The organism is Azospirillum sp. HJ39 (genome assembly GCF_041507355.1).
In the GTDB taxonomy this organism is placed as follows: Bacteria; Pseudomonadota; Alphaproteobacteria; order Azospirillales; family Azospirillaceae; genus Azospirillum; species Azospirillum thiophilum.
In genome coordinates this window covers 687679-709020 of record NZ_CP167913.1, presented here as the reverse complement: position 1 = coordinate 709020, position 21342 = coordinate 687679, and the positions used below count along the sequence as shown (strand labels likewise).

Genomic DNA, 21342 nt, shown 5'->3' with positions numbered 1-21342 from the left:
CGGCAAATCTTGATTGCCCGGCCGCGCCGGACCCGTTCCGGCGCGGCCCAGCTTCCCCATCAAGGACATCCTCCATGGCATCGCTGACCATCCGCCTGCACCCCGCCGACAACGTCGTCGTCGCCGGCGCCGACCTGGAGCCCGGCATCCTTCTGCCCGGCACCGATGTCGCGACCACCGGGCCGGTGCCGGCCGGACACAAGGTCGCGGTGCGCGCCATCGCGCCCGGCGAGCCGGTGCGCAAATACAACCAGGTCATCGGCTTCGCCTCCACGGCGATCCGGCCGGGCGAGCATGTCCATGTCCACAACATGGGCATGGGCAGCGAGTTCGAGCGCGATTACGCCTTCGGCGCCGACGTCCACCCGGTCGAGATGATTCCGGAGGCCGAGCGCGCCACCTTCCAGGGCATCCTGCGCCCCGACGGCCGCGTCGCCACCCGCAACTACATCGGCGTGCTGACCTCGGTGAACTGTTCCGCCACCGCGGCGCGGATGATCGCCGACCATTTCCGCGGGCCCGCCCTCGCCGCCTATCCCAACGTCGACGGCGTCGTAGCACTCACCCACGGCTACGGCTGCGGCATGGCCGGCAGCGGCGAGGTGATGGAGACGCTGCAACGCACCATCGCCGGCTATGCCCGCCATCCGAACTTCGCCGCGGTGATCCTGCTCGGCCTCGGCTGCGAGGTGAACCAGATCGACAAGCTGATGGAGGCCACCGGCCTGGAAGCCGGTGCCCGCGTCATCCCCATCGGCATCCAGGACATGGGCGGCACCGCCGCGGCGGCCCGCGAGGGCATCCGCCGGATCGAGGCGCTGCTGCCCGAGATCGACGACGTCACCCGCCAGACCCTGCCGGCCAGCCACCTGACGCTGGCGCTGCAATGCGGCGGCTCGGACGGCTATTCGGGCATCACCGCCAACCCGGCGCTGGGCCATGCCGTCGACCTGCTGGTGCGCAACGGCGGCACCGCCGTGCTGAGCGAGACGCCGGAGGTCTATGGCGCCGAGCATCTGCTGACCCGCCGCGCAATCCGCCGCGAGGTCGGCGAGGCGCTGGTCTCCCGCATCGGCTGGTGGGAGGAATACACCGGCCGCACCGGCGGCGAGATGAACAACAACCCGTCGCCCGGCAACAAGAAGGGCGGCCTGACCACCATCCTGGAAAAGTCGCTGGGCGCGGTCGCCAAGGGCGGCACCACCCCGCTGACCGCGGTCTACCGCTATGCCGAGCCGATCACCGACAAGGGCTTCGTCTTCATGGACACCCCCGGCTACGACCCGGTGTCGGCGACGGGACAGGTGGCGGGCGGCGCCAACGTGCTGTGCTTCACCACCGGCCGCGGTTCGGTCTTCGGCTGCAAGCCGACGCCAAGCCTGAAGCTGGCGACCAACAGCGCGCTGTTCCGCAAGATGCCGGACGACATGGACATCGATTGCGGCGCCATCGCCAGCGGCGACGCCTCGATCGAGGAGGTCGGCCGCGCGATCTTCCAGCTCGTGCTCGACACCGCATCCGGCCGCAAGTCCAAGAGCGAGGAACTCGGCGTCGGCGCCGATGAATTCGCTCCCTGGCAGATGGGAGCGGTTATGTAAGGGGGCCGTCCCTCTTTTCCCGTGACCGATGACGAGCCGGCGCCATGCCAGACAATTCCATCCCCCGCACCGCTGCCGAAACCGGCCCCGTGCCGGCGAACGCCCCCCAGATGCCGATCCAGCCGGCCCCGCCGGGCGGCCCGGCACCGAACGGGACGGAGCCGATGCGGGCGATCCTGCTGGTGGTGCTGGGGGTGGCCTGCCTGTCCTGCTCCGACGCCACGGCGAAGTATCTTGCCCGGACCCTGCCGCCGGCCGAGATCGTCTGGCTGCGCTACCTCGTCTTCACCGCCCTGGTGATGCCGCTGGCCCTGCGCGGCGGCTCGCTGCGGGTGCTGAAGACGACGCGGCCGGGGCTGCAGGTGCTGCGCGGCCTGGGAATGCTGGGGTCGGCCCTGTTCTTCATCATGGCGATGCAGCATCTGCCGCTGGCCGAAGCGGCGGCGATCAGCTTCGTCTCGCCCGCCTTCGTCACCGTGCTGTCGATCCTGCTGCTGGGCGAGACGGTCGGCATCCGCCGCTGGGCGGCGCTGCTGGTCGGGCTGGCCGGTGTGGCGATCGTCATCAGGCCGGGGGCCGACGGCTTCCAGCCGGCCGCGCTGCTGCCGGTGCTGACCGCCTTCTGCTGGGCGCTGGGGCTGGTGGCGACGCGCAAGATGACGGTGCAGGAAAACCCGCTGACCACCATGGTGTGGAGCGCGCTGACCGGCCTGATCGTGCTGACCGCGCTGCTTCCGATGCACGCGGCGTGGCCGACGCCGTGGGAGATGCTGCTGGGCGTCTTCATCGGTCTGGTCTACACGGCGGCGCAATGGCTGCTGATCCTGGCCTACCGCCAGGGCGAGGCGTCGGTATTGGCGCCCTTCACCTATGTGCAGCTGATCTGGTCCACGGCCCTGGGCTTCCTCGTCTTCGGCGCGGTGCCCGACCGTTGGACCTTCGCGGGCATGGGCGTGATCATCGCCAGCGGCCTCTACACCGCGCACCGCGAACGGATGCGGGCGCGCGAAAGCCGGCTCGCGGCAGCATGAGAGTTTCGCCGGGGAGGAAACCCGGCCAGTGGAGAGGAAACATGACCGACACGCCCAACCGCATCGCCGCGCTCGGCGAATGCATGATCGAGATGTTCCGGCGGCCGGACGGGTCGCTGACCATGGGCTTCGGCGGCGACACGCTGAACACCGCGGTCTATCTGGCGCGGCTGGGCACCCCGGTCGACTATGTCACGGCGCTCGGCGACGACAGCATCAGCCAGGACATGGTCGCCGCCTGGGAGGCCGAGGGCGTCGGCACCTCCCACGTCCTGCGCGTGCCGAACCGCCTGCCCGGCCTCTACCTGATCGAAACCGACACCAGCGGCGAGCGCCGCTTCCTCTACTGGCGCGACAAGGCCCCGGCGCGCGAGCTGTTCGCCCTGCCGCAGACGCCGGAGCTGTGCACCGCGCTGGAGGGCTACGGCGTCGTCTATCTGTCCGGCATCAGCATCGCCATCCTGGGCGAGCAGGGCCGCGAGCGGCTGTTCGAATTGCTGGGACGGGTGCGGGCGCGCGGCGGCAAGGTCGCCTTCGACACCAACTGGCGCCCGCGCCTGTGGCCGGACATCGAGACCGCCCGCACCGCCTTCGACCGCATGCTGCGCCTCACCGACATCGCGCTGCCCGGCGTGACCGACCTGCGCGACCTCTATGGCGACGCCGATGCCGACGCCGTGCTGGCCCGCGTCCGGGCCGCCGGCGTGTCCGAGATCGTGCTGAAGCTGGAACAGCCCGGCTGCGTGGTGATCGAGGACGGCAAGGCCGTCGAGGTGCCGGCGCAGACGGTCGCCACGGTGGTCGACACCACGGCGGCCGGCGACAGCTTCAGCGCCGGCTATCTCGCCGCCCGCCTGCGCGGCGAAGGCCCGGCCGATGCCGCGCGCGCCGCCCACAAGCTGGCCGCCGCCGTCATCCAGCACCGCGGCGCCATCATCCCGCGCGAGGCCATGCCGGCCTGACCGCCGGCTCAGCTGCCCAAATCAGCCTTCCGCCGCCAGTTCGCGGCGGAAGGCGCCACTCGCCATCGCCGCGAAGGCGGTGAGCGTGGCCTCGTCGGCTCCATCGCGCGCCGCCGCCGACATCCCCCGCATCGCGATCGCCACGAAGTCTCCCAGCGCACCGGCCCGCTCCGGCGCCTCCCCGGCGATGAAGTCGCGGATCGCCGATATTCCGGTCCGTCTCAACGCCTCGGCCAGAGCGCACGCCTCCGGGTCGGCGCTGTTGCGGGCGCCATCGAGCACAAGACAGCCGGCCACCCCGTTCCGCTCCGGATAGATCCGCGCCGCCAGCATCAGCGTGCGCTCGATCACCGCGGCAACGCCGCCGCCTTCGGCCTGCGCCCGGGCGAAGATGTTCGCCTCCCCCGCCGCATAGCGGTGAAGCGCCCGCTCGAACAGCCCGGCCTTGCTGCCGAAGGCCGCATAGAAGCTTGGCGGCTTGATCCCCAGTTCGGCCCCAAGCTCGGCGACGCCCACCGCGTCGTAGCCGCGGGCGTGGAACAGCCTTATCGCGGTTTCGACCGCCTCGTCCATGTCGAAGGACCGCCGCCTGCCCCGCGGTCCGGACAATTTTGTAGCAACCACTATATTTTCTCCTTGCGCAAGCCCCGCCGCCGCATTTATATAGCGCTCACTACATTTTCTCAAGGAGCGCATCATGGGTGAGTTCACCGGCCGCAAGATCCTGGTCCTCGGCGGCAGCCGCGGCATCGGCAAGGCCATCGTCCGCCGCTTCGCCAAGGCGGGTGCCGCCGTCGCCTTCACCTATGCCGGGTCGAAGGACGCCGCCGAAGCTCTGGCCGCCGAAAGCAACGCGGAGGCCATCCACACCGACAGCGCCGACCGCGATGCGCTGATCGCCACCGTGGCGGGCCGCGGCGCGCTCGACATTCTGGTCGTCAATGCCGGCACGGCGATCATCGGCGATCCGCTCACCTTCGATCCCGACGCCGTCGACCGGATGATCGACATCAATGTCCGCGCGCCCTACCACGCCGCGGTCGAAGCGGCACGGCGCATGAAGGACGGGGGCCGCATCATCGTCATCGGCTCGGTGAACGGCGACCGCATGCCCTTTGCCGGCGGGGCCGCCTACGCCCTGACCAAATCGGCGGTCCAGGGCATGGTGCGCGGCCTCGCCCGCGATTTCGGCGACCGGGGCATCACCGTGAACGCCATCCAGCCGGGCCCGACCGACAGCGACATGAATCCGGCCGACGGGCCGATGGCGCCTGCCATGCATGGCTTCATGGCGATCAAGCGCCACATCCATGCCGACGAGGTCGCCGAACTGACGGCCTACATCGCCGGCCCGCATGCCGCGATGATCACCGGCTCGTTCCAGACCATCGACGGCGGCTTCGGCGCCTGACGGCGGACGGTCGCGTCAGTCCGGAGAGCGATACGGGAAGCGGTTTGGGGGGCGGCCCGGGCGAGGCGCCCCCTCATGGTCCAGCAGCCAGCCCTTGCGCTCGATTCCACCGCCATAGCCGGTCAACGCCCCGGCCGACCCGATGACGCGATGGCAGGGCACCACGATGCTGACGGGGTTGGCGCCGTTGGCATGCCCCGCCGCCCGCACCGCCGCCGGGCGCCCGGCCAATGCCGCCAGTTCGCGATAGGTGACGGTGCTGCCGCAGGGAATGCCGCGCAGCGCCGCCCACACCGCGCGTTGGAAATCCGTACCGCCGGTTCGCACCGGCAGCCGGTCGATGACCGCGAGCTCACCGGCGAAATAGGCGTCCATCGCCCGCGTCAGCCCGCCCGGATCGGTCGCCGGCCGCAGGTCGCAACCGCCTGGATGGTGCAGGCGCAGCAAGCGGTGCAACCGGTCCTCATGGTCGGTCCAGTCGATGGCGTGCAAGGCGCCATCATCATCCGCGACGAGGAGCAACTCGCCGATCGGAGTGGCCGTGCGGTCGATCAGCAGGCTGGACGGAGCGGACATGGCGACACCCCCTATCCCTGTTGCATAGGCGCGCTGCCGAAATCGAAGGCAGCGGCCTTGCTCCGCAACTCTTTGATAGGGTGTAATTTCCGGTTTCCGATCCCTGCATTTCAAGGAGTTTTCCTACGTTCCGCCGCCAAAAGAGGCGCCAAAAGGCCGAGTTGCGTGCAATCCGCATGGCTGGCATGATCGGACCATGCCTGTCCATCTCGTCAGTTCTTGACCGAACAGTCAGCTTTTTGGCCGTGTGCGCCCGTCTTCGTTGCCGGTTGGATCGTTTGGCACACGGGTTGCTGACACTTCGGTCGCCACGCCGCTCTGCGACCGAAGGGAAGCCATCCGCCATGACCCTGATCGCTACGCTCGCCACCGCCCCGAAACCCGACGCGGACCGTCCGGCATCCCCCTATGCCGACCTGACGCCGCCGATGACGCCGGTCCAGGCGCTCGCCGAATCGAACCGCTGCCTGTTCTGCTTTGATGCGCCCTGCATCCGGGCCTGCCCGACCGGGATCGACATCCCGGCCTTCATCCGCTCCCTCGCCACCGGCAACCTGAAGGGCGCCGCGACGACGATCCTGGCGGAGAACATCATGGGCGGCACCTGCGGCCGCGTCTGCCCGACCGAGACGCTGTGCGAGCAATCCTGCGTCCGCAACCGGGCGGAGGACCGGCCGGTCGCCATCGGCCGGCTGCAGCGCCACGCCACTGACCGCCTCATTGCCAAAGACTCCGAGGGCGAGCCGGCCCACCCCTTCGCCCGCGCCGCCGCCACCGGCAAGCGGGTCGCCGTGGTCGGGGCCGGACCGGCGGGCCTGTCCTGCGCCCATCGCCTCGCCACGCTCGGCCATGAGGTGACGGTGTTCGAGGCCAAGGCGAAGTCCGGCGGCCTCAACGAATACGGCCTCGCCCCCTACAAGATGGCCGACGATTTCGCCCAGCGCGAGGTCGCCTTCATCCTCGGCGTCGGCGGCATCGCGGTGGAGCATGGCCGCAGGCTGGGCGCCGGCCTGTCGCTGGACGGCCTGCGCGCCGATTTCGATGCGGTGTTCCTCGGCGTCGGCCTCGGGGCCAACAACCGGCTCGGCATCCCCGGCGAGGAGCGCGCGGGCGTCGAGGACGCCACCGCCTTCATCGAGCGGGTGCGGCAGGCGCCGCCGGACCGGCCGCCGGCCGTCGGCCGCAGCGTGGTGGTGATCGGCGGCGGCAACACGGCGGTGGACGCCGCCATCCAGGCGAAAAGGCTGGGCGCGGAGGACGTGACGCTGGTCTACCGCCGCGGCCGCGCCCAGATGGGCGCCACCCCCTGGGAGCAGGAGTTGGCGCAGACCGAAGGCGTCGTCCTGAAGACCTTCGCCGCGCCGAAAGAGATCGGCAACGCCTCCATCACCTTCGAGCGCACCCGGCTGGCCGACGGCACGCTGGCCGGCACCGGCGAGACCTTCACCCTCCGGGCCGACATGGTGCTGAAGGCGGTGGGGCAGACATTGTCGGCCGACCCGCTGTCCGGCCTGGAGATCGCCGGCGGCAAGATCGCCGTCGACGCCGCCTACCGCACCACGCTTGCAAAGGTCTGGGCCGGCGGCGATTGCGTCGCCACGGGAGAGGATCTGACGGTCCAGTCGGTGCAGGACGGCAAGCTGGCCGCCCTGTCGATCCACAGCCACCTGACCGCTTGAGGAAAGGGAGCCACATCATGGCCGATCTCAGCAGCACCATCGCCGGCATCCGCTCCCCCAACCCGTTCTGGCTGGCCTCGGCCCCGCCGACCGACAAGGCGTACAACGTCGTGCGCGCCTTCAAGGCCGGCTGGGGCGGCGTGGTGTGGAAGACGCTGGGCGAGGATCCGCCGGTGGTCAACGTCTCCAGCCGCTACGGCGCCCATCTCGACACCGACCGCCGGATGATCGGCTTCAACAACATCGAGCTGATCTCCGACCGGCCGCTCGCCGTGAACCTGCAGGAGATCATCGAGGTCAAGCGCGACTGGCCCGACCGCGCCATGGTCGTCTCGCTGATGGCGACGATGTCGGAGGCCGCCTGGGCCGGGCTGGCCCGCCGCATCGCCGCGACCGGGGCGGCGGACGGGCTGGAGCTCAACCTCGGCTGCCCGCACGGCATGTGCGAGCGCGGCATGGGCTCCGCCATCGGGCAGGTGCCGGAGATGGTGGAGCAGGTGACGCGCTGGGTGAAGAACGCCGTCGACCTGCCGGTGATCGTCAAGCTGACCCCCAACATCACCAACATCCTGTGGTCGGCGGAAGCCGCCAGGCGCGGCGGCGCCGACGCGATCTCGCTGATCAACACGGTGAATTCCATCGTCGCGGTGGACCTCGACGCCATGGCCCCGACCCCGGTGGTCGACGGCAAGGGCAGCCACGGCGGCTATTGCGGCCCGGCGGTGAAGCCCATCGCCCTCAACATGGTGGCGGAGATCGCCCGCAACCCCGACACCCGCGGCATGCCGGTCAGCGGCATCGGCGGCATCACCAACTGGCGCGACGCGGCGGAGTTCCTGGCGCTGGGGGCCACCAACGTCCAGGTCTGCACCGCCGCGATGACCTACGGCTTCAAGATCGTCGAGGACATGATCGGCGGCCTGTCCAACTGGATGGACGGGAAGGGATACCGCAGCCTGGACGAGGTGACCGGCCGCGCGGTGCGCAACGTCGTCAACTGGAACGACCTGAACATGAACTTCTCGACCAAGGCGGTGATCGACCCGGCCTTGTGCATCGATTGCGGCCGCTGCCACATCGTCTGCGAGGACACCTCGCACCAGGCCATCCGCATCGATTGGGAGAAGGCGCCGGGGGAAGGCCGCCGCCTCTTCACCGTGGTCGACGAGGAGTGCGTCGGCTGCAACCTGTGCAGCCATGTCTGCCCGGTGCCCGACTGCATCGCCATGGTGCCGGAGCGGAACGATCTGCCCTACGTCACCTGGCCCAACGACGCCCGCAACCCGATGCGCGTTCCCGAAGCGGCTGCCGAATAACGACATTCAGGAGAGAGCAATCATGTCCACCCCGCAGAATGTCGCCGTGAACGGCTCGCGCCTGTGGCAGAGCCTGATGGACATGGCGCAGATCGGCGCCACGCCCAAGGGCGGCGTGTGCCGGCTGGCGCTGACCGACCTCGACCGGCAGAGCCGCGACCTGTTCGTGCGCTGGTGCGAGGAGGCCGGCTGCACCGTCTCGGTCGACCGGATGGGCAACATCTTCGCCCGCCGTCCCGGCCGCGACGACAGCCTGCCCCCGGTCATCATGGGCAGCCATCTCGACAGCCAGCCGACCGGCGGCAAGTATGACGGCGTCTATGGCGTCCTGGCCGGGCTGGAGGTGGTGCGCAGCCTGAACGACATGAACTACGTCACCGAGGCGCCGGTCGAGGTGGCGGTCTGGACCAACGAGGAGGGCTCGCGCTTCGCCCCGGCCATGGTGTCGTCCGGCGTCTTCGCCGGGGTGTTCGACCTCGAGTACGGCCTGTCGCGCACCGACCTCGACGGCAGGACGATGGGCGAGGAGCTGGCCCGCATCGGCTATGCCGGCGACCGCGAGGTTGGCAGCCGCAAGGTCGGCGCCTATTTCGAGGCCCATATCGAGCAGGGGCCGATCCTGGAGGCCGAGGGCAAGACCATCGGCGTCGTCACCGACTGCCAGGGCCAGCGCTGGTACGAGATCACCTTCACCGGCCAGGAGGCCCATGCCGGCCCGACCCCGATGCTCCGCCGCCGGGACGCGCTGCTGGGGGCCGCCCGCGTGGTCGACGCGGTCAACCGCATCGGGCTGAAATACGGCCCGCTGGCCTGCGCGACGGTGGGGCTGATGCAGATCCACCCCAACAGCCGCAACGTCATCCCCGGCCGGGTCTTCTTCACCGTCGATTTCCGCCATCCCGACGACGGCATCCTCAAAGCCATGGACGGCGAGCTGCGCGCCGAGGTGGAGCGCATCGCCGGGGAGATCGGGCTGGAAAGCGATTTCCAGCAGATCTGGTACTACGCCCCCATCGCCTTCGACGCGACTTGCGTCGCCGCCGTCCGCAAGGGGGTGGAGCGCACCGGCCACAGCTTCCGCGACATCGTGTCGGGCGCCGGGCACGACGCCTGCTACCTGTCCAAGGTGGCGCCCACGGCGATGGTCTTCATCCCCTGCATCGACGGCATCAGCCACAACGAGGTGGAGGAGACGACGCCCGAATGGTCGACCGCCGGCTGCGAGGTGCTGCTGCACGCCGTGCTCGACCGCGCCAACGCCATGGCAGGATGATACTCTCCCTCTCCCGCCCCGGGAGAGGGCACTGAACAACAGCACTGGCAAAAACAATGGCGCAAACGGCGGCCGACACCGTGGAAACCACTCCGCCCCAGGGACGCATCCGGCGTGAAAACGTCGAGCGCATCCTGAAGGCGGCAGAGCGCGTCTTCGCCGAGGCGGGATTCGCCGGCGCCACCATGGCCGACATCGCCGAGCGGGCCGGCCTGCCCAAGGCCAACCTGCATTATTATTTCGGCACCAAGGACGATCTCTACCGGGCGGTGCTGGACAACATCCTGCGGCTGTGGCTGGCGCCGATCGCCTCCTTCACCCCCGACGCCGACCCGTCTGCGACGCTGAGCGCCTATGTCACCGCCAAGATGGAGGCCTCGCGGACGCGGCCGCACGCCTCCAAGGTCTTCGCCAACGAGATCCTACATGGCGGAACCCAGGTCGAACGCTTCCTGGCCGAAGACCTGAGATCGCTGGTCGACGCCAAGGCCGCGGTCATCGACGGCTGGGTGGCCGCCGGCCGCATGGCCCCGGTCGATGCCCGCCAGTTCCTGTTCATGATCTGGGCGGTGACGCAGCATTACGCCGATTTCGACGTGCAGATCCGCAAGGTGCTGGGCCGCCGCAGCCTGACCCGCCAGGACTTCGCCACGATGACGGCGGAGGTCCTGCGCATGGTCCTGCGCGCCGCCGGCCTGTCCGAAGTCCAAGCGGCCGAACCGCAGACACCAGCACCGCAAGCCCCCACACCGCTTCAGCCCGAATCCCCACCCATTCCCTGAGGGAGCGCCCGAGCATGTCCACCATCCTGATCCGCGGCGGCACCGTCGTCACCGCCGAGCGCACGCACCGCGCCGACGTCCTCTGCCAGGACGGACTCATCACGGCGGTCGGCGACACGCTGGACGCGCCGGCCGGCGCGGAGCTGGTGGATGCCGGCGGCTGCTACGTCATGCCGGGCGGCATCGATCCGCACACCCACATGGAATTGCCCTTCATGGGCACGGTGACGACGGAGGATTTCTTCAGCGGCACCGCCGCCGGCTTTGCCGGGGGGACGACGACGATCATCGATTTCGTCATCCCCAACCCGAAGCAGAGCCTGATGGAAGCCTATCGTACATGGCGCGGCTGGGCGGAGAAGGCGGCCGGCGACTACAGCTTTCACGTCGCGGTGACATGGTGGGACGACAGCGTCTCCCGCGACATGGGCACGCTGGTCGCCGAGCATGGCGTGAACAGCTTCAAGCATTTCATGGCCTACAAGAACGCCATCATGGCCGACGACGAGACGCTGGTGAACAGCTTCCAGCGCTGCCTGGAGCTGGGCGCCATCCCCACCGTCCATGCCGAGAACGGCGAGCTGGTCTTCCAGCTCCAGAAGAAACTGCTGGCCCAGGGACTGACCGGACCGGAGGCCCATCCGCTGTCCCGCCCGCCGGAGGTGGAGGGCGAGGCGGCCAACCGCGCCATCCAGGTCGCCAAGGTGTTCGGCGTCCCGGTCTACATCGTCCATGTCTCCGCCAAGGAGGCGCTGGAGGCGATCAAGCGCGGCCAGGACGGCGGCCAGCGCGTGTTCGGCGAGGTGCTGGCCGGCCATCTGCTGGTCGACGACGGGGTGTACCGCAACCCCGACTGGGACTTCGCCGCCGGCCATGTCATGAGCCCGCCCTTCCGCCCGAAGGAGCATCAGGAGGCGTTGTGGCGCGGTCTGCAGGCGGGGCACCTGCACACCACCGCCACCGACCATTGCTGCTTCTGCGCCGAGCAGAAGGCGATGGGCCGCACCGACTTCACGAAGATCCCCAACGGCACCGCCGGCATCGAGGACCGCATGACCGCGCTGTGGACCCACGGCGTCAACAGCGGCCGACTGACGATGAACGAGTTCGTCGCCGTCACCTCCGCCAACGCCGCCAAAATCTTCAACCTCTATCCGCGCAAGGGTTCGGTCTCGGTCGGCGCCGACGCCGATCTGGTGGTGTGGGATCCGAAGGCGACGAAGACCATCTCGGCCGCGACCCAGATGCAGAAGGTCGGCCTGAACATCTTCGAGGGCATGACCGTCACCGGCACCCCGGCCTACACGCTGAGCCAGGGCCGCATCGTCCATGCGCTGGGCGAGAGCCGCGCGGTGCGCGGCGCCGGCCGCTACGTCGACCGCCCGGCCTTCCCGCCGGTCTACGAGGCGGTGGCGAAGCGCAACGCCCTGAACGTCCCGGTGGCGGTGGAACGGTAGGAGGACAAAACTCCCTCTCCCGTGACGGGAGAGGGAGTGGTCAGCTCCCTCCCCCCGATCACACCACCGGACTGGCAAACAGGAAATTGTCAGCCGTCAGGGTGTTGCGGTCGACCCCCATCAGCTTGATCGAGCTGATGCCGCCGAAGTCAATGGACAGGTCGGCGCCCTCCTGTGAGGAGTGGGTCAGCACGTCGTTGAGGCTGGCGAACCCGGCGATGCTGCGGATATCGACCACGTCGCCGCCGCTGCCGGCCTGGAAGTCGCCGATGACGTCCCAGCCGTCACTGGCATGCTGGACGAAGGTATCCCGCCCGGCGCCGCCGATCATGTAGTCGTTGCCGGCATTGCCGGTGATGGTGTCGTTGCCGCTGCCGCCGGCCAGATACTCCCCGGCCGAGGTGCCGGTGATCGTCTGGCCCGGAGTGCCGCCAGTCGAACCGCCCGTGGAGCCGCCCGTGGAGCCGCCCGTGGAGCCGTCGATCGCCGTGAAGGAGAAATTGGCCGCGGTCAGGCTGCTGCGGGTGACATTGGCCAGGATGGCGCTGTTGCCGGCGTCGAAATTGACGACGGTGTTGGTACCGTCCTGGACGATGACGGCCATCACCGAAGCGAAGTCCTTCAGACCGCTCCAGCCGCCGACATTCAGCACGTCGCCGCCGCTGCCGGCCTGGAAGTCGCCGACGTAGTCCCAACCGTCGCCCGGCTTGAAGACGAAGACGTCGCTGCCGGCGCCGCCGGTCATGTAGTCGTCGCCGGCGTTGCTGATGATGGTGTCGTTGCCGTTGCCGCCGGCCAGATAATCGCGGGCATCGGTGCCGGTCAGCGTCAGGCCGCCCGTATCGCCGCCGCCGGTGCCGCCGCCAGTATTGCCGCCGCCGGATCCGGCCTGGCCCAGCGAGATGGTGTTGCCGGATAGAAGGATGTCCGACGCGGCGAAGCTGCCGGCGATGCGCAGCGTGGTGTCGGCGCCCGCGGTCGCATCGAGCCCGACATGGACCAGGGTGACGCCGTTCACCGTCTCCGCCTGGACTTGGCCCGCCAGCAGCGTGCCGCCGGTGCCGGTGCCCACCGTGCCCGACAGCGCCGCCCCGGCGATGGCGAAGGCGTCGCCGTTGGCCGCGCCGGTGATGCTGCCGAAGCCGTCGGCCTGGGCGGCAGTCATCGTCACGCTGTGGTGCTGGCTGCCGGTCAGGGCCAGCGTCTCGACGCCGGTCAGCGTCATGCCGCTGATGTCGATCGTCGGCGAGGCGACGTCGGTGTAATATTCCAGATTGTAGCCGTTGTAGCTGGTCAGGTTGTCCGACCGCAGCTCCAGCGTGTCGGTCCCGGCGCCGCCGTCGAAGCTGACGGTTCCCGCGTCATACTGGCTGACGACGATGTAGCGGTCGTTGCCGCCCTCGCCATAGATCAGGTCGGACTGGGTCTGGGTGTAGCTGCCAGCTGTGACGATGCCGGCCAGGATGGTGTCGTCGCCGTCGCCGCCATGGACGGTGTCGCGCTCCCAATCGCCCTTCAGCAGGTCGTTGCCGGCGTCGCCGTAGATCAGGTCGGCACCGCCGCCGCCGGCCACCGTGTCGTTGCCGAGTTCGCCATGCAACTGGTCGTTGTCGGCGCGGCCATAGATCAGGTCGGCACCGCCGCCGCCGAACACGCTGTCGTTGCCGTCGCCGGCCTCCAGCGTGTCGTTGTAGGCGCTGCCATGCTCCACGTCGTTGCCGCCATGGCCCCAGAACCACACCGCGCCATCGCCCGCCGTCAGGCTGTCGTCGTGCTCCGAGCCGATCCAGCGCTGGATGTTGACGAAGGTGTCGCCGGCGGCCTCGCCGGTGTTGCCGGCTCCGTTCGTCAGGTCCAGCGTGATGCCGGTGGTGGCGTTCTCGTAGGTGACGATGTTGAAGCCGCTGCCGCCGACATAATGGTCGCCGCCAAGTCCGCCATTCATCGTATCGCCGGCCGACTGGCCGCCGTTGCCGCCACCGACCAGCGTATCGTCGCCGACGCCGCCGATCAGGCTGTCATTGCCCGTTCCGCCGACGATGCTGTCGTTGCCGGCCAGCCCGTCGATGGTGGTGCCGGCATTGTCCCCGATCAGCGTGTCGTTGCCGCTGGTCGCCTTGCCGCTGTAGGCCAGCCGGTGCGGCCAGGCGCCCGCTCCGGCGAAGGCGCTCGCCGCGGCGATCGGTCCGGACACGACGTCGAGATCCCACGAGCCGCCCCGATCCGGATGGCCGACCGGGTGGCTCGCGGCGGCAACGCGGGCACCGGTGACGGCGGCCAGACACTCGACGAAGCGGCGGCCCTCGGCCCCGGCTCCGACGTCGCAGGCATGGATCAGGATTTCGCTGCCGCCCGCGTCCGGCCAGCGGCGGTCGAGCAGGGCATCGGTGTCGAGCGGCGTCGCTCCAAGCCGCACCACCCCCGGCGCCCCGTGGGCGATCAGGTGGACCGCCTCCGGACCGGTCTCCAGGGCGTCGGAGAGCAGCCCGATGGCGTCCTCGTCGTCGGCGACCCGGATCACCGTCACGTCCGGCGCGTGCCGACCGATCAGCGTGTCGAGATCGGCCAGAGCGGCGTCGGCAAGAATGATCCCGTACATGAAAGCCCCTTTCTGGGGAGTTGTTGGAAGTCGTCTGCGCGTTCCGTCATGTACGGGTTCATAGCGATCCGGCAACGCCCAATAAGATCATCACTCCATGGGAAGATCCGCTCCCGGCCGGGCGACCTGTTTTCTCCACGGGAGCGAAATGAGTACGGATGCGACCGATTTCGGTTCCCCCCGGCTGCCCCGGTCCCTTGAACAGGCTTGCCACTCTTTTGCACCCGAAACGCCGCGCGGCGTCATCTACCTCCTATTCGGTGGCAGCCTTCGGGCCCGCCGGACCGCGGTCCCCGCAAAGAAAAATGGGCCATCGGGGATGTCCCGATGGCCCAGTCCAGGAGAGATGTCGTCGAGGGGAGCGGGCTCCCGGCGATCCTCAGTTCATCAGCAGCCGCGGCAGCCACAGCGAGAAGCCCGGGACGTAGGTGACCAGCAGCAGCGCCACGAACAGGGCCCCGTAGAACGGCGCGATGGAGCGCATCACCTCGCCCACCGACACGCCGCCGATGGCGCAGCCGATGAACTGGGTGGTGCCGACCGGCGGGGTGTTCAGGCCGAGCGCGCAGTTGATCAGCATGACGATGCCGAACTGCACCGGGTCCATGCCGTAGGTCATGGCGATGGGCAGGAAGATCGGCGTGCAGATCAGGATCGTGCTGGCCATGTCCATGAAGGTGCCCAGCAGGAACAAGATGATGTTGATCAGCAGGAAAATGACCAGCGGGTTGGTCGACACGCCGGCCAGCATCTCGCCGGTCATGTCCGCCACCTCGTAGAGACCCATGAGGTACTGGAACATCGTCGACACGCCGATCAGCAGCAGCACGACGCCGGTGGTCTTCACCGTCTTGCCCGCCGCCGCCAGGAAGCGGTCGAGCGTCATGGTCCGGTAGACGAAGATGGTCAGCAGCAGCGCGTAGATCACCGCGATGGAGGCGGATTCGGTGGCGGTGAACACGCCGGTGGTGATGCCGGCCAGGATGATGACGACGATCAGCAGGCCCGGCGCCGCGGCGGCGAAGGTGTGCCCCAGGATGCTCCAGCCGGGGAAGGTCCCCTTGGGATAGCCACGCTTCACGGCGACGAAATAGGCCGCCGCCAGGTTGCAGACCATCAGCAGCAGCGCCGGAGCCAGGCCGGCGGCGATCAGCGAACCGATCGACGCCTTGCCGCCTGCGGCCAGCGCATAGATGATCATGTTGTGGCTGGTCGGCATCAGCGCGCCGACCAGCGCGGCATGGGTGGTGACGTTGACCGCATAGTCGGCGTGGTAGCCTTCCCGCTTCATCATCGGGATCATCACGGCGCCCATGGCCGACACGTCGGCGACCGGCGATCCGGCGACGCCGCCGAACAGGGTGCAGGCCACCACGTTGGACATGCCCAGCCCGCCGCGGATGTGGCCGACCATGCTCTTGGCTGCGGCGACGATCTTGTCGGCGACGCCGCCATGCAGCATCAGCTCGCCCGAGAAGACGAAGAACGGGATCGCCAGGAACGAGAAGACGTTCATGCCCGACATCATCTGCTGGAAGACCACCGCGACCGGCAGGCCCTCGTACAGGATGGTACACAGCGCCGACAGGCCGATGGCGAAGGCGACCGGGATCCCCATGATGAGGAAGCCGAAGAACGTGACAGAGAGAATGGTCAGTTCCATGACGGCTTGACCTCCTCGCCGCGCAGGATGGCGACGATATGCTCGATGGAGAACAGGACGATCAGCACACCCGACAGCACCAGCGGCAGGTAACGGAATGCCTCGGAGATGTGCAGGTTGGGGATCAGGTAGGACGCGACCGAACTGCCAAGCAGCCAGCCATTGTAGGCCATGCAGCCGCCGAAGATCCCGACCAGCGCGTAGATCACGATGTCCATCTTGCGGCGCGCATTGTCGGACAGCATCACCAGCAGGGATTCGAGCCCGATATGGCCGGCGTCGCGGACGCCGACGGCGGCGCCGATCAGCGTGACGTACAACACCAGCAGGATGGCCAGGCTTTCCGCCCAGGTGGGCGAATCGTTCAGCACATAGCGGCCGAACACCTGAAAGAACACGACGCAGACGATCATCATCAATCCGACGATGGCGACATACATGCCGGTCCTGGCCAGCGTCGCATTCATCCGGGTCAGCCAGCCGCTTGCATGCGGCGGGCTGGCGTCCATTGCTTGCAGCTCGATATCCATGCTGCGGCTCCCCTTGCGAGGCGCGGACCGCCCCACCGGGGACGGCCCGCGCGTCACCCCTTGCTTACTTGGTTTCCTGGACGCGCTGCACGAGGCCCTGGAGCTTCGGCGTGTCGGCGAACTTGGCGTAGACCGGCTTCATCGCATCGATGAATTCCTGCTTGTTCGACACTTCGACGATCTGGGCGCCGGCCTTGGTGACGATGTCCTTGGACTTCATCTCGCGCTCGTCCCACAGCTTGCGCATGTAGGGCACCGAGTCCTTGGCGGCCTGACGGACCATCGCCTGGTCGTCCTTCGACAGGCGGTCCCAGGCGACCTTCGAGAAGACCAGCACTTCCGGCGCCATCGCATGCTCGGTCAGCGTGAAGTACTTGGCCGCCTCGAAGTGGCGCGAGGACTCGTAGGAGGGATAGTTGTTCTCGGCGGCGTCGACGATGCCGGTCTTCAGCGCGGTGTAGACCTCGCCGAACGGCATCGGCGTGGCGTTGGCGCCCAGCGCCTGGATCATGGCGACGAACAGGTCGGACTGCTGGACGCGGATCTTGGCGCCCTTCAGGTCGGCCAGCGTCTTGTAGGGCTTGGCGGCCGAATACATGCTGCGCGAGCCGCTGTCGTAGAAGGCGAGGCCGATCATGCCCTGGCTTTCCATCGCGCCCAGGATCTCGTCGCCGATGGCGCCGTCCAGCACGCGGCGCATATGGCCGGTGTCGCGGAAGATGAAGGGCAGCGCGGTGACCATCGTCTCGGGCACCACGTTGTTCAGCGGCGCCACGTTGATGCGCATCATCTCGAGCGCGCCGATCTTCAGCTGCTCGATGGTGTCCTTCTCGGTGCCGAGCGCGCCGTTCGGGAACACCTTGATGCCGAGGCGGCCGTTGGAGCGTTCCGCCAGCAGCTTGTTGACGTAACGCACCGCCTCGACGGTCGGGTAGTCGGTCGGGTGGATGTCGGCGGACCGGAAGTCGCGCGCCGCCGCCGGGGTCGCCAGCATGGGGGCCGCCAGCATGCTGCAGACCGCACAGGCGGCCAACAGAGCGCTACGAACCGAGGTCAGAGCAAATTTCATGGGTTCTCCTCCTGAGCGCTGGGCCGGTGTCTGATGCCGGCCCGCCTCTCTTGTTCTGGTGTTTTCCGGATTGTCCGGGTGGCGAAGCGCCGCCCGCCTGGGGACGGGCGATGCAAGACTGGTCGATGCGAGAACCGCCGGTGACGGGCCGGCGGTGACGGGTCCGGACAGCAGGCGATCCGCCCAAGGGCCCGGCCGCGCATCGCGCGGCCCGGATTGGCGCGTGCCCGGCAACCGGATTGGCCCCTGCACTCATTCAGCCCCCGCTGACCGACGGCGCCGTCCCCTGCCGCCGCATCGTCGCTTTCACGGTTCTTAGGATATTAGTATATCAATCCGCGCGCAACCCTGAAAGTTCAAGGTGGCAACAACTGTGTAGAGTCTACCGGACTTTTGCTGACGGAAAATCGGGCTTGCGGCAAGCGTTTCAGCCGGTTGCGAGGGGCCGGGCGGGCCCTGGCGGGCTGCTGCGGCATTCCGCCCCAGCCCTGCCGCTCCCCCCTCGCGACGGAGGTCAGGCGTGTCCGTTCACCAGCGGCCACACTTCCAGCGTGCCGCGGTAGATCATGTCGAGCGCGACGTAGAGGATGATGACCAGGCCGACATAGGCCAGCCAGCGATGCTTCTGCAGCACGCGGGCGATGACGCTGGCGGCGAGGCCCATCAGGGCGATGGACAGGGTCAGGCCGATGACCAGCACCCCCAGATGCTCGCGCGCGGCGCCGGCGACCGCCAGCACGTTGTCGAGCGACATCGACAGGTCGGCGATCACGATCTGCCCCACCGCCTGCCTCAGCGTCTTGCGCGGTCCGGAATCGGCTCCGCCGTCATCCTCCAGCGCCTCGACCGCCTCATCTTCCTCGTGGGCCATGCGCAACTCGCGCCACATCTTCCAGCACACCCACAGCAGCAGCACGCCGCCGGCCAGCAGAAGCCCGATGATCTGGAGCAGCTGGGTCGTCACGGCGGCGAAGGCGATGCGCAGGACCGTGGCGGCCAGGATGCCGATCAGGATGGCCTTGCCGCGCTGTTCCCGCGGCAGACCGGCGGCGGCGAGGCCGATGACGATCGCATTGTCGCCGGCCAGCACCAGGTCGATCATGATGACCTGGAGAAGCGCGAACAGCGCCTCGGTGGTAAAAAGCTCGGTCATTTGAGCGGGTGTCCTCGCATCACGATGAATGTGGGAGGAGAGGCCGCGCGGGTCTGTGCCGACCGCAACCGGCGGCGCCGGAGGCGCCGGCCCCCATGGCACCGGAGGCGCTGGGCCTGTCGGCGCTGGCGGGGGGCTGGGCGGGGGGCACGGGGCGGGCCGCTCCTTGTCGATCCCAGTCCGACATCGCAACCGGTTACGGTTGCCAGAGGGGCCCGGCCTGGTGCTGGCGCTTTACGCCAAAGTGGTGGAAACCGCAAGATCGCGCGCTGCGCCGCACTGCCGCAGGCGGCAGGCGGGCGCGGCGGCGGAAGACCGTCAGCCGGTGCCGACCTCCACGCTGGTGCCGCCGTCCGACGCGCGCAGGATTGCCTCGATCAGCCGGTGGACCTTCAGCGCCTCCCGCCCGTCGACCCGCGGCGGCCGTCCCTCGTCCAGCGCATCGAGGAAGTCGGACAGCACGGCGCGGTGATGCAGGTGGGAGAAGGCCATCGGATCGGCGCCGCCGCCCAGCGTGGCGCCGTCCCGGCCCACCTCGATGCGGTCGCCGCCGACCAGCTGCACCTCCAGCCGGTCGCCGGTCAGCACCGCCGAGCCGCCGGTGCCGGCGATCTCGATCCGCTCCGGATAGCCGGGATAGGCCGCGGTCGTGGCGTCGATGGTCGCCAGCATGCCGTCGCCGTAGCGCAGCGCCGCGGCGACCGTGTCCTCCGTGTCGATCCGCCGCAGCGCGCTGGTGGCGGCGAAGCCGGCGACCCGGTCGGGCAGGCCGAGCAGGCCGACGAAGACGTCCAGCGTGTGGATCGCCTGGGTCAGCAGCACGCCGCCGCCGTCGCGCGCCTTCATGCCGCGGCCGGGCTGTCCGTAATAGGCGGCGTCGCGCCACCAGCGCACCGCCACCGCCGCCGACAGCGGCCGGCCCAGCGTGCCGTCGCGCATCAGACCGGCTAGCCGCTCGACCGAGGCGCGGAAGCGGTGCTGCAGCATGACGCCCAGCGTCAGCCCGGCCCCCTCCATCGCCGCGACCACCGCCCGTGCACCGGCCGGCGTGGCGTCCAGCGGCTTTTCCAGCAGCACATGCTTGCCGGCGGCGGCGCAGCGCGCCACCAGTTCGGCATGGGTGTCGGGCGGGGTCAGCAGCAGGATGGCCGAAAGATCGGGATCGTCCAGCAGCGCGTCCAGGCTGTCGACCACCGGCAGGCCGAAGCGGGCGGCGAAGCCGGCCCGGCGCTCCGCCGACGGGCTGAAGCCGCCCGCCACCTCCACCCGGTCCCGGAGGTCGATCAGGCTCTGCGCATGCGGGGCCGACGCCATCCCCAGCCCGATCACGCCGACGCGGCGGCGTTCGGCCGGATGTCCTGCGGTCGCGGTCATCAACGCGGTCCCCCTGCCAGGGCGGCCGGATCCTCGATCAGGCTGCCGGAGAAATAGAGCGGAGCGGCGTTGCGCACGTCGTCCACGGTGATCTGGAGATTGTCGAGATGGCGGACCAGGCTGCGTTCCGCCGCGTCGGGGTCGTGGCCGGCGATGGCCTCGACGATGGCCTCATGCTCGGCGATCACCGTGCGCATGCGGCCGGGCACCGGCAGGGTCAGGCGGCGGCAGCGGTCGAGCTGGACCTTGGCCTGCTGGATGATCGTCCAGAATCCCGGATAGCCGGCCATCTCGGTGATCTGGGCATGGAAGGCCTCGTCGGCCTGATGGAAGCCGTCGGCGTCGCCGGTCGCGTCGACCTCGCGCTGGCGCTCCAGCCCGGCGCGCAGCGCCGCGATCTGGCTGCGGGTGGCGCGCTCCGCGGCGAAGCGCACCGTCGCCCGCTCCAGCACCTTGCGGATGACGCCGGCCTCCGGCAGGGCGCCCAGCGGGATGCGCGACACGAAGGTGCCGGATTGCGGGAAGATCTCGATCAGCCCCTCGTCGGCAAGCCGCAGCACCGCCTCGCGGACGGGCGTACGGCTGACGCCATAGGCCTCGGCGATCTGCTTCTCGGCGATGGGGTCGCCCGGCTTGCGCTTCAGCGACACGATCTCCGCCCGCAGGTCGCGGTGGATGGCGTCGGCCGCCGTCGGGCCGCGCCGCACGTCGCGGCGGGCCGGCGGCCGGATCTGGAGCGGGGCGGCCTTCGGTGGAGAAGCCAAGGTTGAACCGGTTTTGGCCGGCGGGTTGCCCGATGGCATGGCGTCCAGCCTCCTCAGGAGCGAATGCCCCAAGAATACTAATATATCAGCTGGAGGGGCAAGCAA

18 protein-coding genes are annotated in these 21342 nt (G+C 69.1%); 9 read left to right on the top strand and 9 right to left on the bottom strand.

What is annotated here, in order from left to right:
- The first annotated feature begins 74 nt into the window (after positions 1-74).
- The 3 genes from ABMY26_RS34685 to ABMY26_RS34675 are packed head-to-tail and all read left to right on the top strand — an operon-like array spanning position 75 to position 3591.
- On the top strand, positions 75-1598 hold the full coding sequence (locus ABMY26_RS34685) for a UxaA family hydrolase (RefSeq protein ID WP_372399989.1): 1524 nt from the start codon (positions 75-77) through the stop codon (positions 1596-1598).
- A gap of 44 nt (positions 1599-1642) precedes the next feature.
- A complete protein-coding gene (locus ABMY26_RS34680) occupies positions 1643-2629 on the top strand; it encodes a DMT family transporter (RefSeq protein ID WP_372399988.1) in 987 nt (328 codons plus the stop codon).
- Between the two features lie 41 nt (positions 2630-2670).
- On the top strand, positions 2671-3591 hold the full coding sequence (locus ABMY26_RS34675) for a sugar kinase (protein ID WP_372399987.1): 921 nt from the start codon (positions 2671-2673) through the stop codon (positions 3589-3591).
- 21 nt (positions 3592-3612) lie between these two features.
- On the opposite strand, the gene ABMY26_RS34670 is transcribed toward ABMY26_RS34675, so the two are convergent.
- Positions 3613-4164: a helix-turn-helix domain-containing protein gene (locus tag ABMY26_RS34670; protein WP_372399986.1), complete on the bottom strand. Its 552-nt coding sequence runs from the start codon at positions 4162-4164 to the stop codon at positions 3613-3615.
- A 124-nt stretch (positions 4165-4288) separates the two neighbouring features.
- Here ABMY26_RS34670 and bdcA point away from each other — a divergent pair, with 124 nt between their 5' ends.
- Entirely contained in the window at positions 4289-5002 is a 714-nt protein-coding gene (gene bdcA, locus ABMY26_RS34665; RefSeq protein WP_372399985.1) for an SDR family oxidoreductase, read from the top strand.
- Positions 5003-5017: 15 nt separating this feature from the next.
- On the opposite strand, the gene ogt is transcribed toward bdcA, so the two are convergent.
- Positions 5018-5578 (bottom strand): methylated-DNA--[protein]-cysteine S-methyltransferase, encoded by a 561-nt coding sequence (gene ogt, locus ABMY26_RS34660; protein WP_372399983.1) that lies wholly within the window; start codon positions 5576-5578, stop codon positions 5018-5020.
- A gap of 344 nt (positions 5579-5922) precedes the next feature.
- On the opposite strand from ogt, the gene ABMY26_RS34655 reads away from it, so the two are divergent.
- The 5 genes from ABMY26_RS34655 to hydA all read left to right on the top strand — a co-directional run bounded on the left by ABMY26_RS34655 (position 5923) and on the right by hydA (position 12085).
- Positions 5923-7257, top strand: a complete 1335-nt coding sequence (locus tag ABMY26_RS34655) for an NAD(P)-dependent oxidoreductase (RefSeq protein ID WP_372399982.1) — start codon at positions 5923-5925, stop codon at positions 7255-7257.
- A 17-nt stretch (positions 7258-7274) separates the two neighbouring features.
- Positions 7275-8573: an NAD-dependent dihydropyrimidine dehydrogenase subunit PreA gene (gene preA, locus ABMY26_RS34650; RefSeq protein WP_372399981.1), complete on the top strand. Its 1299-nt coding sequence runs from the start codon at positions 7275-7277 to the stop codon at positions 8571-8573.
- Between the two features lie 22 nt (positions 8574-8595).
- Entirely contained in the window at positions 8596-9846 is a 1251-nt protein-coding gene (locus ABMY26_RS34645) for a Zn-dependent hydrolase (protein WP_372399980.1), read from the top strand.
- Between the two features lie 80 nt (positions 9847-9926).
- A complete protein-coding gene (locus tag ABMY26_RS34640; RefSeq protein ID WP_372399979.1) occupies positions 9927-10628 on the top strand; it encodes a TetR/AcrR family transcriptional regulator in 702 nt (233 codons plus the stop codon).
- 14 nt (positions 10629-10642) lie between these two features.
- Complete coding sequence (gene hydA, locus ABMY26_RS34635; RefSeq protein ID WP_372399978.1) at positions 10643-12085, top strand: dihydropyrimidinase; 1443 nt, start codon at positions 10643-10645, stop codon at positions 12083-12085.
- Positions 12086-12143: 58 nt separating this feature from the next.
- Here hydA and ABMY26_RS34630 read toward each other — a convergent pair whose 3' ends face one another.
- From ABMY26_RS34630 to ABMY26_RS34600, 7 genes are all read right to left on the bottom strand, one after another.
- Positions 12144-14684, bottom strand: a complete 2541-nt coding sequence (locus ABMY26_RS34630; RefSeq protein ID WP_372399977.1) for a DUF4347 domain-containing protein — start codon at positions 14682-14684, stop codon at positions 12144-12146.
- 379 nt (positions 14685-15063) lie between these two features.
- Positions 15064-16347, bottom strand: a complete 1284-nt coding sequence (locus ABMY26_RS34625; protein WP_045583485.1) for a TRAP transporter large permease — start codon at positions 16345-16347, stop codon at positions 15064-15066.
- On the bottom strand, positions 16338-16877 hold the full coding sequence (locus ABMY26_RS34620; RefSeq protein ID WP_372399976.1) for a TRAP transporter small permease: 540 nt from the start codon (positions 16875-16877) through the stop codon (positions 16338-16340). Before ABMY26_RS34620 ends, ABMY26_RS34625 begins: the two co-directional genes overlap by 10 nt.
- A 64-nt stretch (positions 16878-16941) precedes the next feature.
- Positions 16942-17946 (bottom strand): TRAP transporter substrate-binding protein, encoded by a 1005-nt coding sequence (locus tag ABMY26_RS34615; RefSeq protein ID WP_372399975.1) that lies wholly within the window; start codon positions 17944-17946, stop codon positions 16942-16944.
- Positions 17947-18460: 514 nt separating this feature from the next.
- On the bottom strand, positions 18461-19099 hold the full coding sequence (locus tag ABMY26_RS34610) for a TerC family protein (protein ID WP_372399974.1): 639 nt from the start codon (positions 19097-19099) through the stop codon (positions 18461-18463).
- A 318-nt stretch (positions 19100-19417) separates the two neighbouring features.
- The gene (locus tag ABMY26_RS34605; protein ID WP_372399973.1) at positions 19418-20473 is read right to left on the bottom strand and encodes a Gfo/Idh/MocA family protein; all 1056 of its coding nucleotides are present in this window, start codon (positions 20471-20473) and stop codon (positions 19418-19420) included.
- On the bottom strand, positions 20473-21276 hold the full coding sequence (locus ABMY26_RS34600) for a GntR family transcriptional regulator (RefSeq protein ID WP_372399972.1): 804 nt from the start codon (positions 21274-21276) through the stop codon (positions 20473-20475). The genes ABMY26_RS34605 and ABMY26_RS34600 overlap by 1 nt, the downstream gene beginning before the upstream one ends.
- Positions 21277-21342 lie beyond the last annotated feature (66 nt).

What these genes read in the sequence shown, in the direction of transcription:
- ABMY26_RS34685 (WP_372399989.1), top strand. Translation starts at nt 75, where the DNA reads ATGGCATCGCTGACCATCCGCCTGCACCCCGCCGACAACGTCGTCGTC.
- ABMY26_RS34680 (WP_372399988.1), top strand. Translation starts at nt 1,643, where the DNA reads ATGCCAGACAATTCCATCCCCCGCACCGCTGCCGAAACCGGCCCCGTG.
- ABMY26_RS34675 (WP_372399987.1), top strand. Translation starts at nt 2,671, where the DNA reads ATGACCGACACGCCCAACCGCATCGCCGCGCTCGGCGAATGCATGATC.
- ABMY26_RS34670 (WP_372399986.1), bottom strand. Translation starts at nt 4,164, where the DNA reads ATGGACGAGGCGGTCGAAACCGCGATAAGGCTGTTCCACGCCCGCGGC.
- bdcA (WP_372399985.1), top strand. Translation starts at nt 4,289, where the DNA reads ATGGGTGAGTTCACCGGCCGCAAGATCCTGGTCCTCGGCGGCAGCCGC.
- ogt (WP_372399983.1), bottom strand. Translation starts at nt 5,578, where the DNA reads ATGTCCGCTCCGTCCAGCCTGCTGATCGACCGCACGGCCACTCCGATC.
- ABMY26_RS34655 (WP_372399982.1), top strand. Translation starts at nt 5,923, where the DNA reads ATGACCCTGATCGCTACGCTCGCCACCGCCCCGAAACCCGACGCGGAC.
- preA (WP_372399981.1), top strand. Translation starts at nt 7,275, where the DNA reads ATGGCCGATCTCAGCAGCACCATCGCCGGCATCCGCTCCCCCAACCCG.
- ABMY26_RS34645 (WP_372399980.1), top strand. Translation starts at nt 8,596, where the DNA reads ATGTCCACCCCGCAGAATGTCGCCGTGAACGGCTCGCGCCTGTGGCAG.
- hydA (WP_372399978.1), top strand. Translation starts at nt 10,643, where the DNA reads ATGTCCACCATCCTGATCCGCGGCGGCACCGTCGTCACCGCCGAGCGC.
- ABMY26_RS34630 (WP_372399977.1), bottom strand. Translation starts at nt 14,684, where the DNA reads ATGTACGGGATCATTCTTGCCGACGCCGCTCTGGCCGATCTCGACACG.
- ABMY26_RS34625 (WP_045583485.1), bottom strand. Translation starts at nt 16,347, where the DNA reads ATGGAACTGACCATTCTCTCTGTCACGTTCTTCGGCTTCCTCATCATG.
- ABMY26_RS34620 (WP_372399976.1), bottom strand. Translation starts at nt 16,877, where the DNA reads ATGGATATCGAGCTGCAAGCAATGGACGCCAGCCCGCCGCATGCAAGC.
- ABMY26_RS34615 (WP_372399975.1), bottom strand. Translation starts at nt 17,946, where the DNA reads ATGAAATTTGCTCTGACCTCGGTTCGTAGCGCTCTGTTGGCCGCCTGT.
- ABMY26_RS34610 (WP_372399974.1), bottom strand. Translation starts at nt 19,099, where the DNA reads ATGACCGAGCTTTTTACCACCGAGGCGCTGTTCGCGCTTCTCCAGGTC.
- ABMY26_RS34605 (WP_372399973.1), bottom strand. Translation starts at nt 20,473, where the DNA reads ATGACCGCGACCGCAGGACATCCGGCCGAACGCCGCCGCGTCGGCGTG.
- ABMY26_RS34600 (WP_372399972.1), bottom strand. Translation starts at nt 21,276, where the DNA reads ATGCCATCGGGCAACCCGCCGGCCAAAACCGGTTCAACCTTGGCTTCT.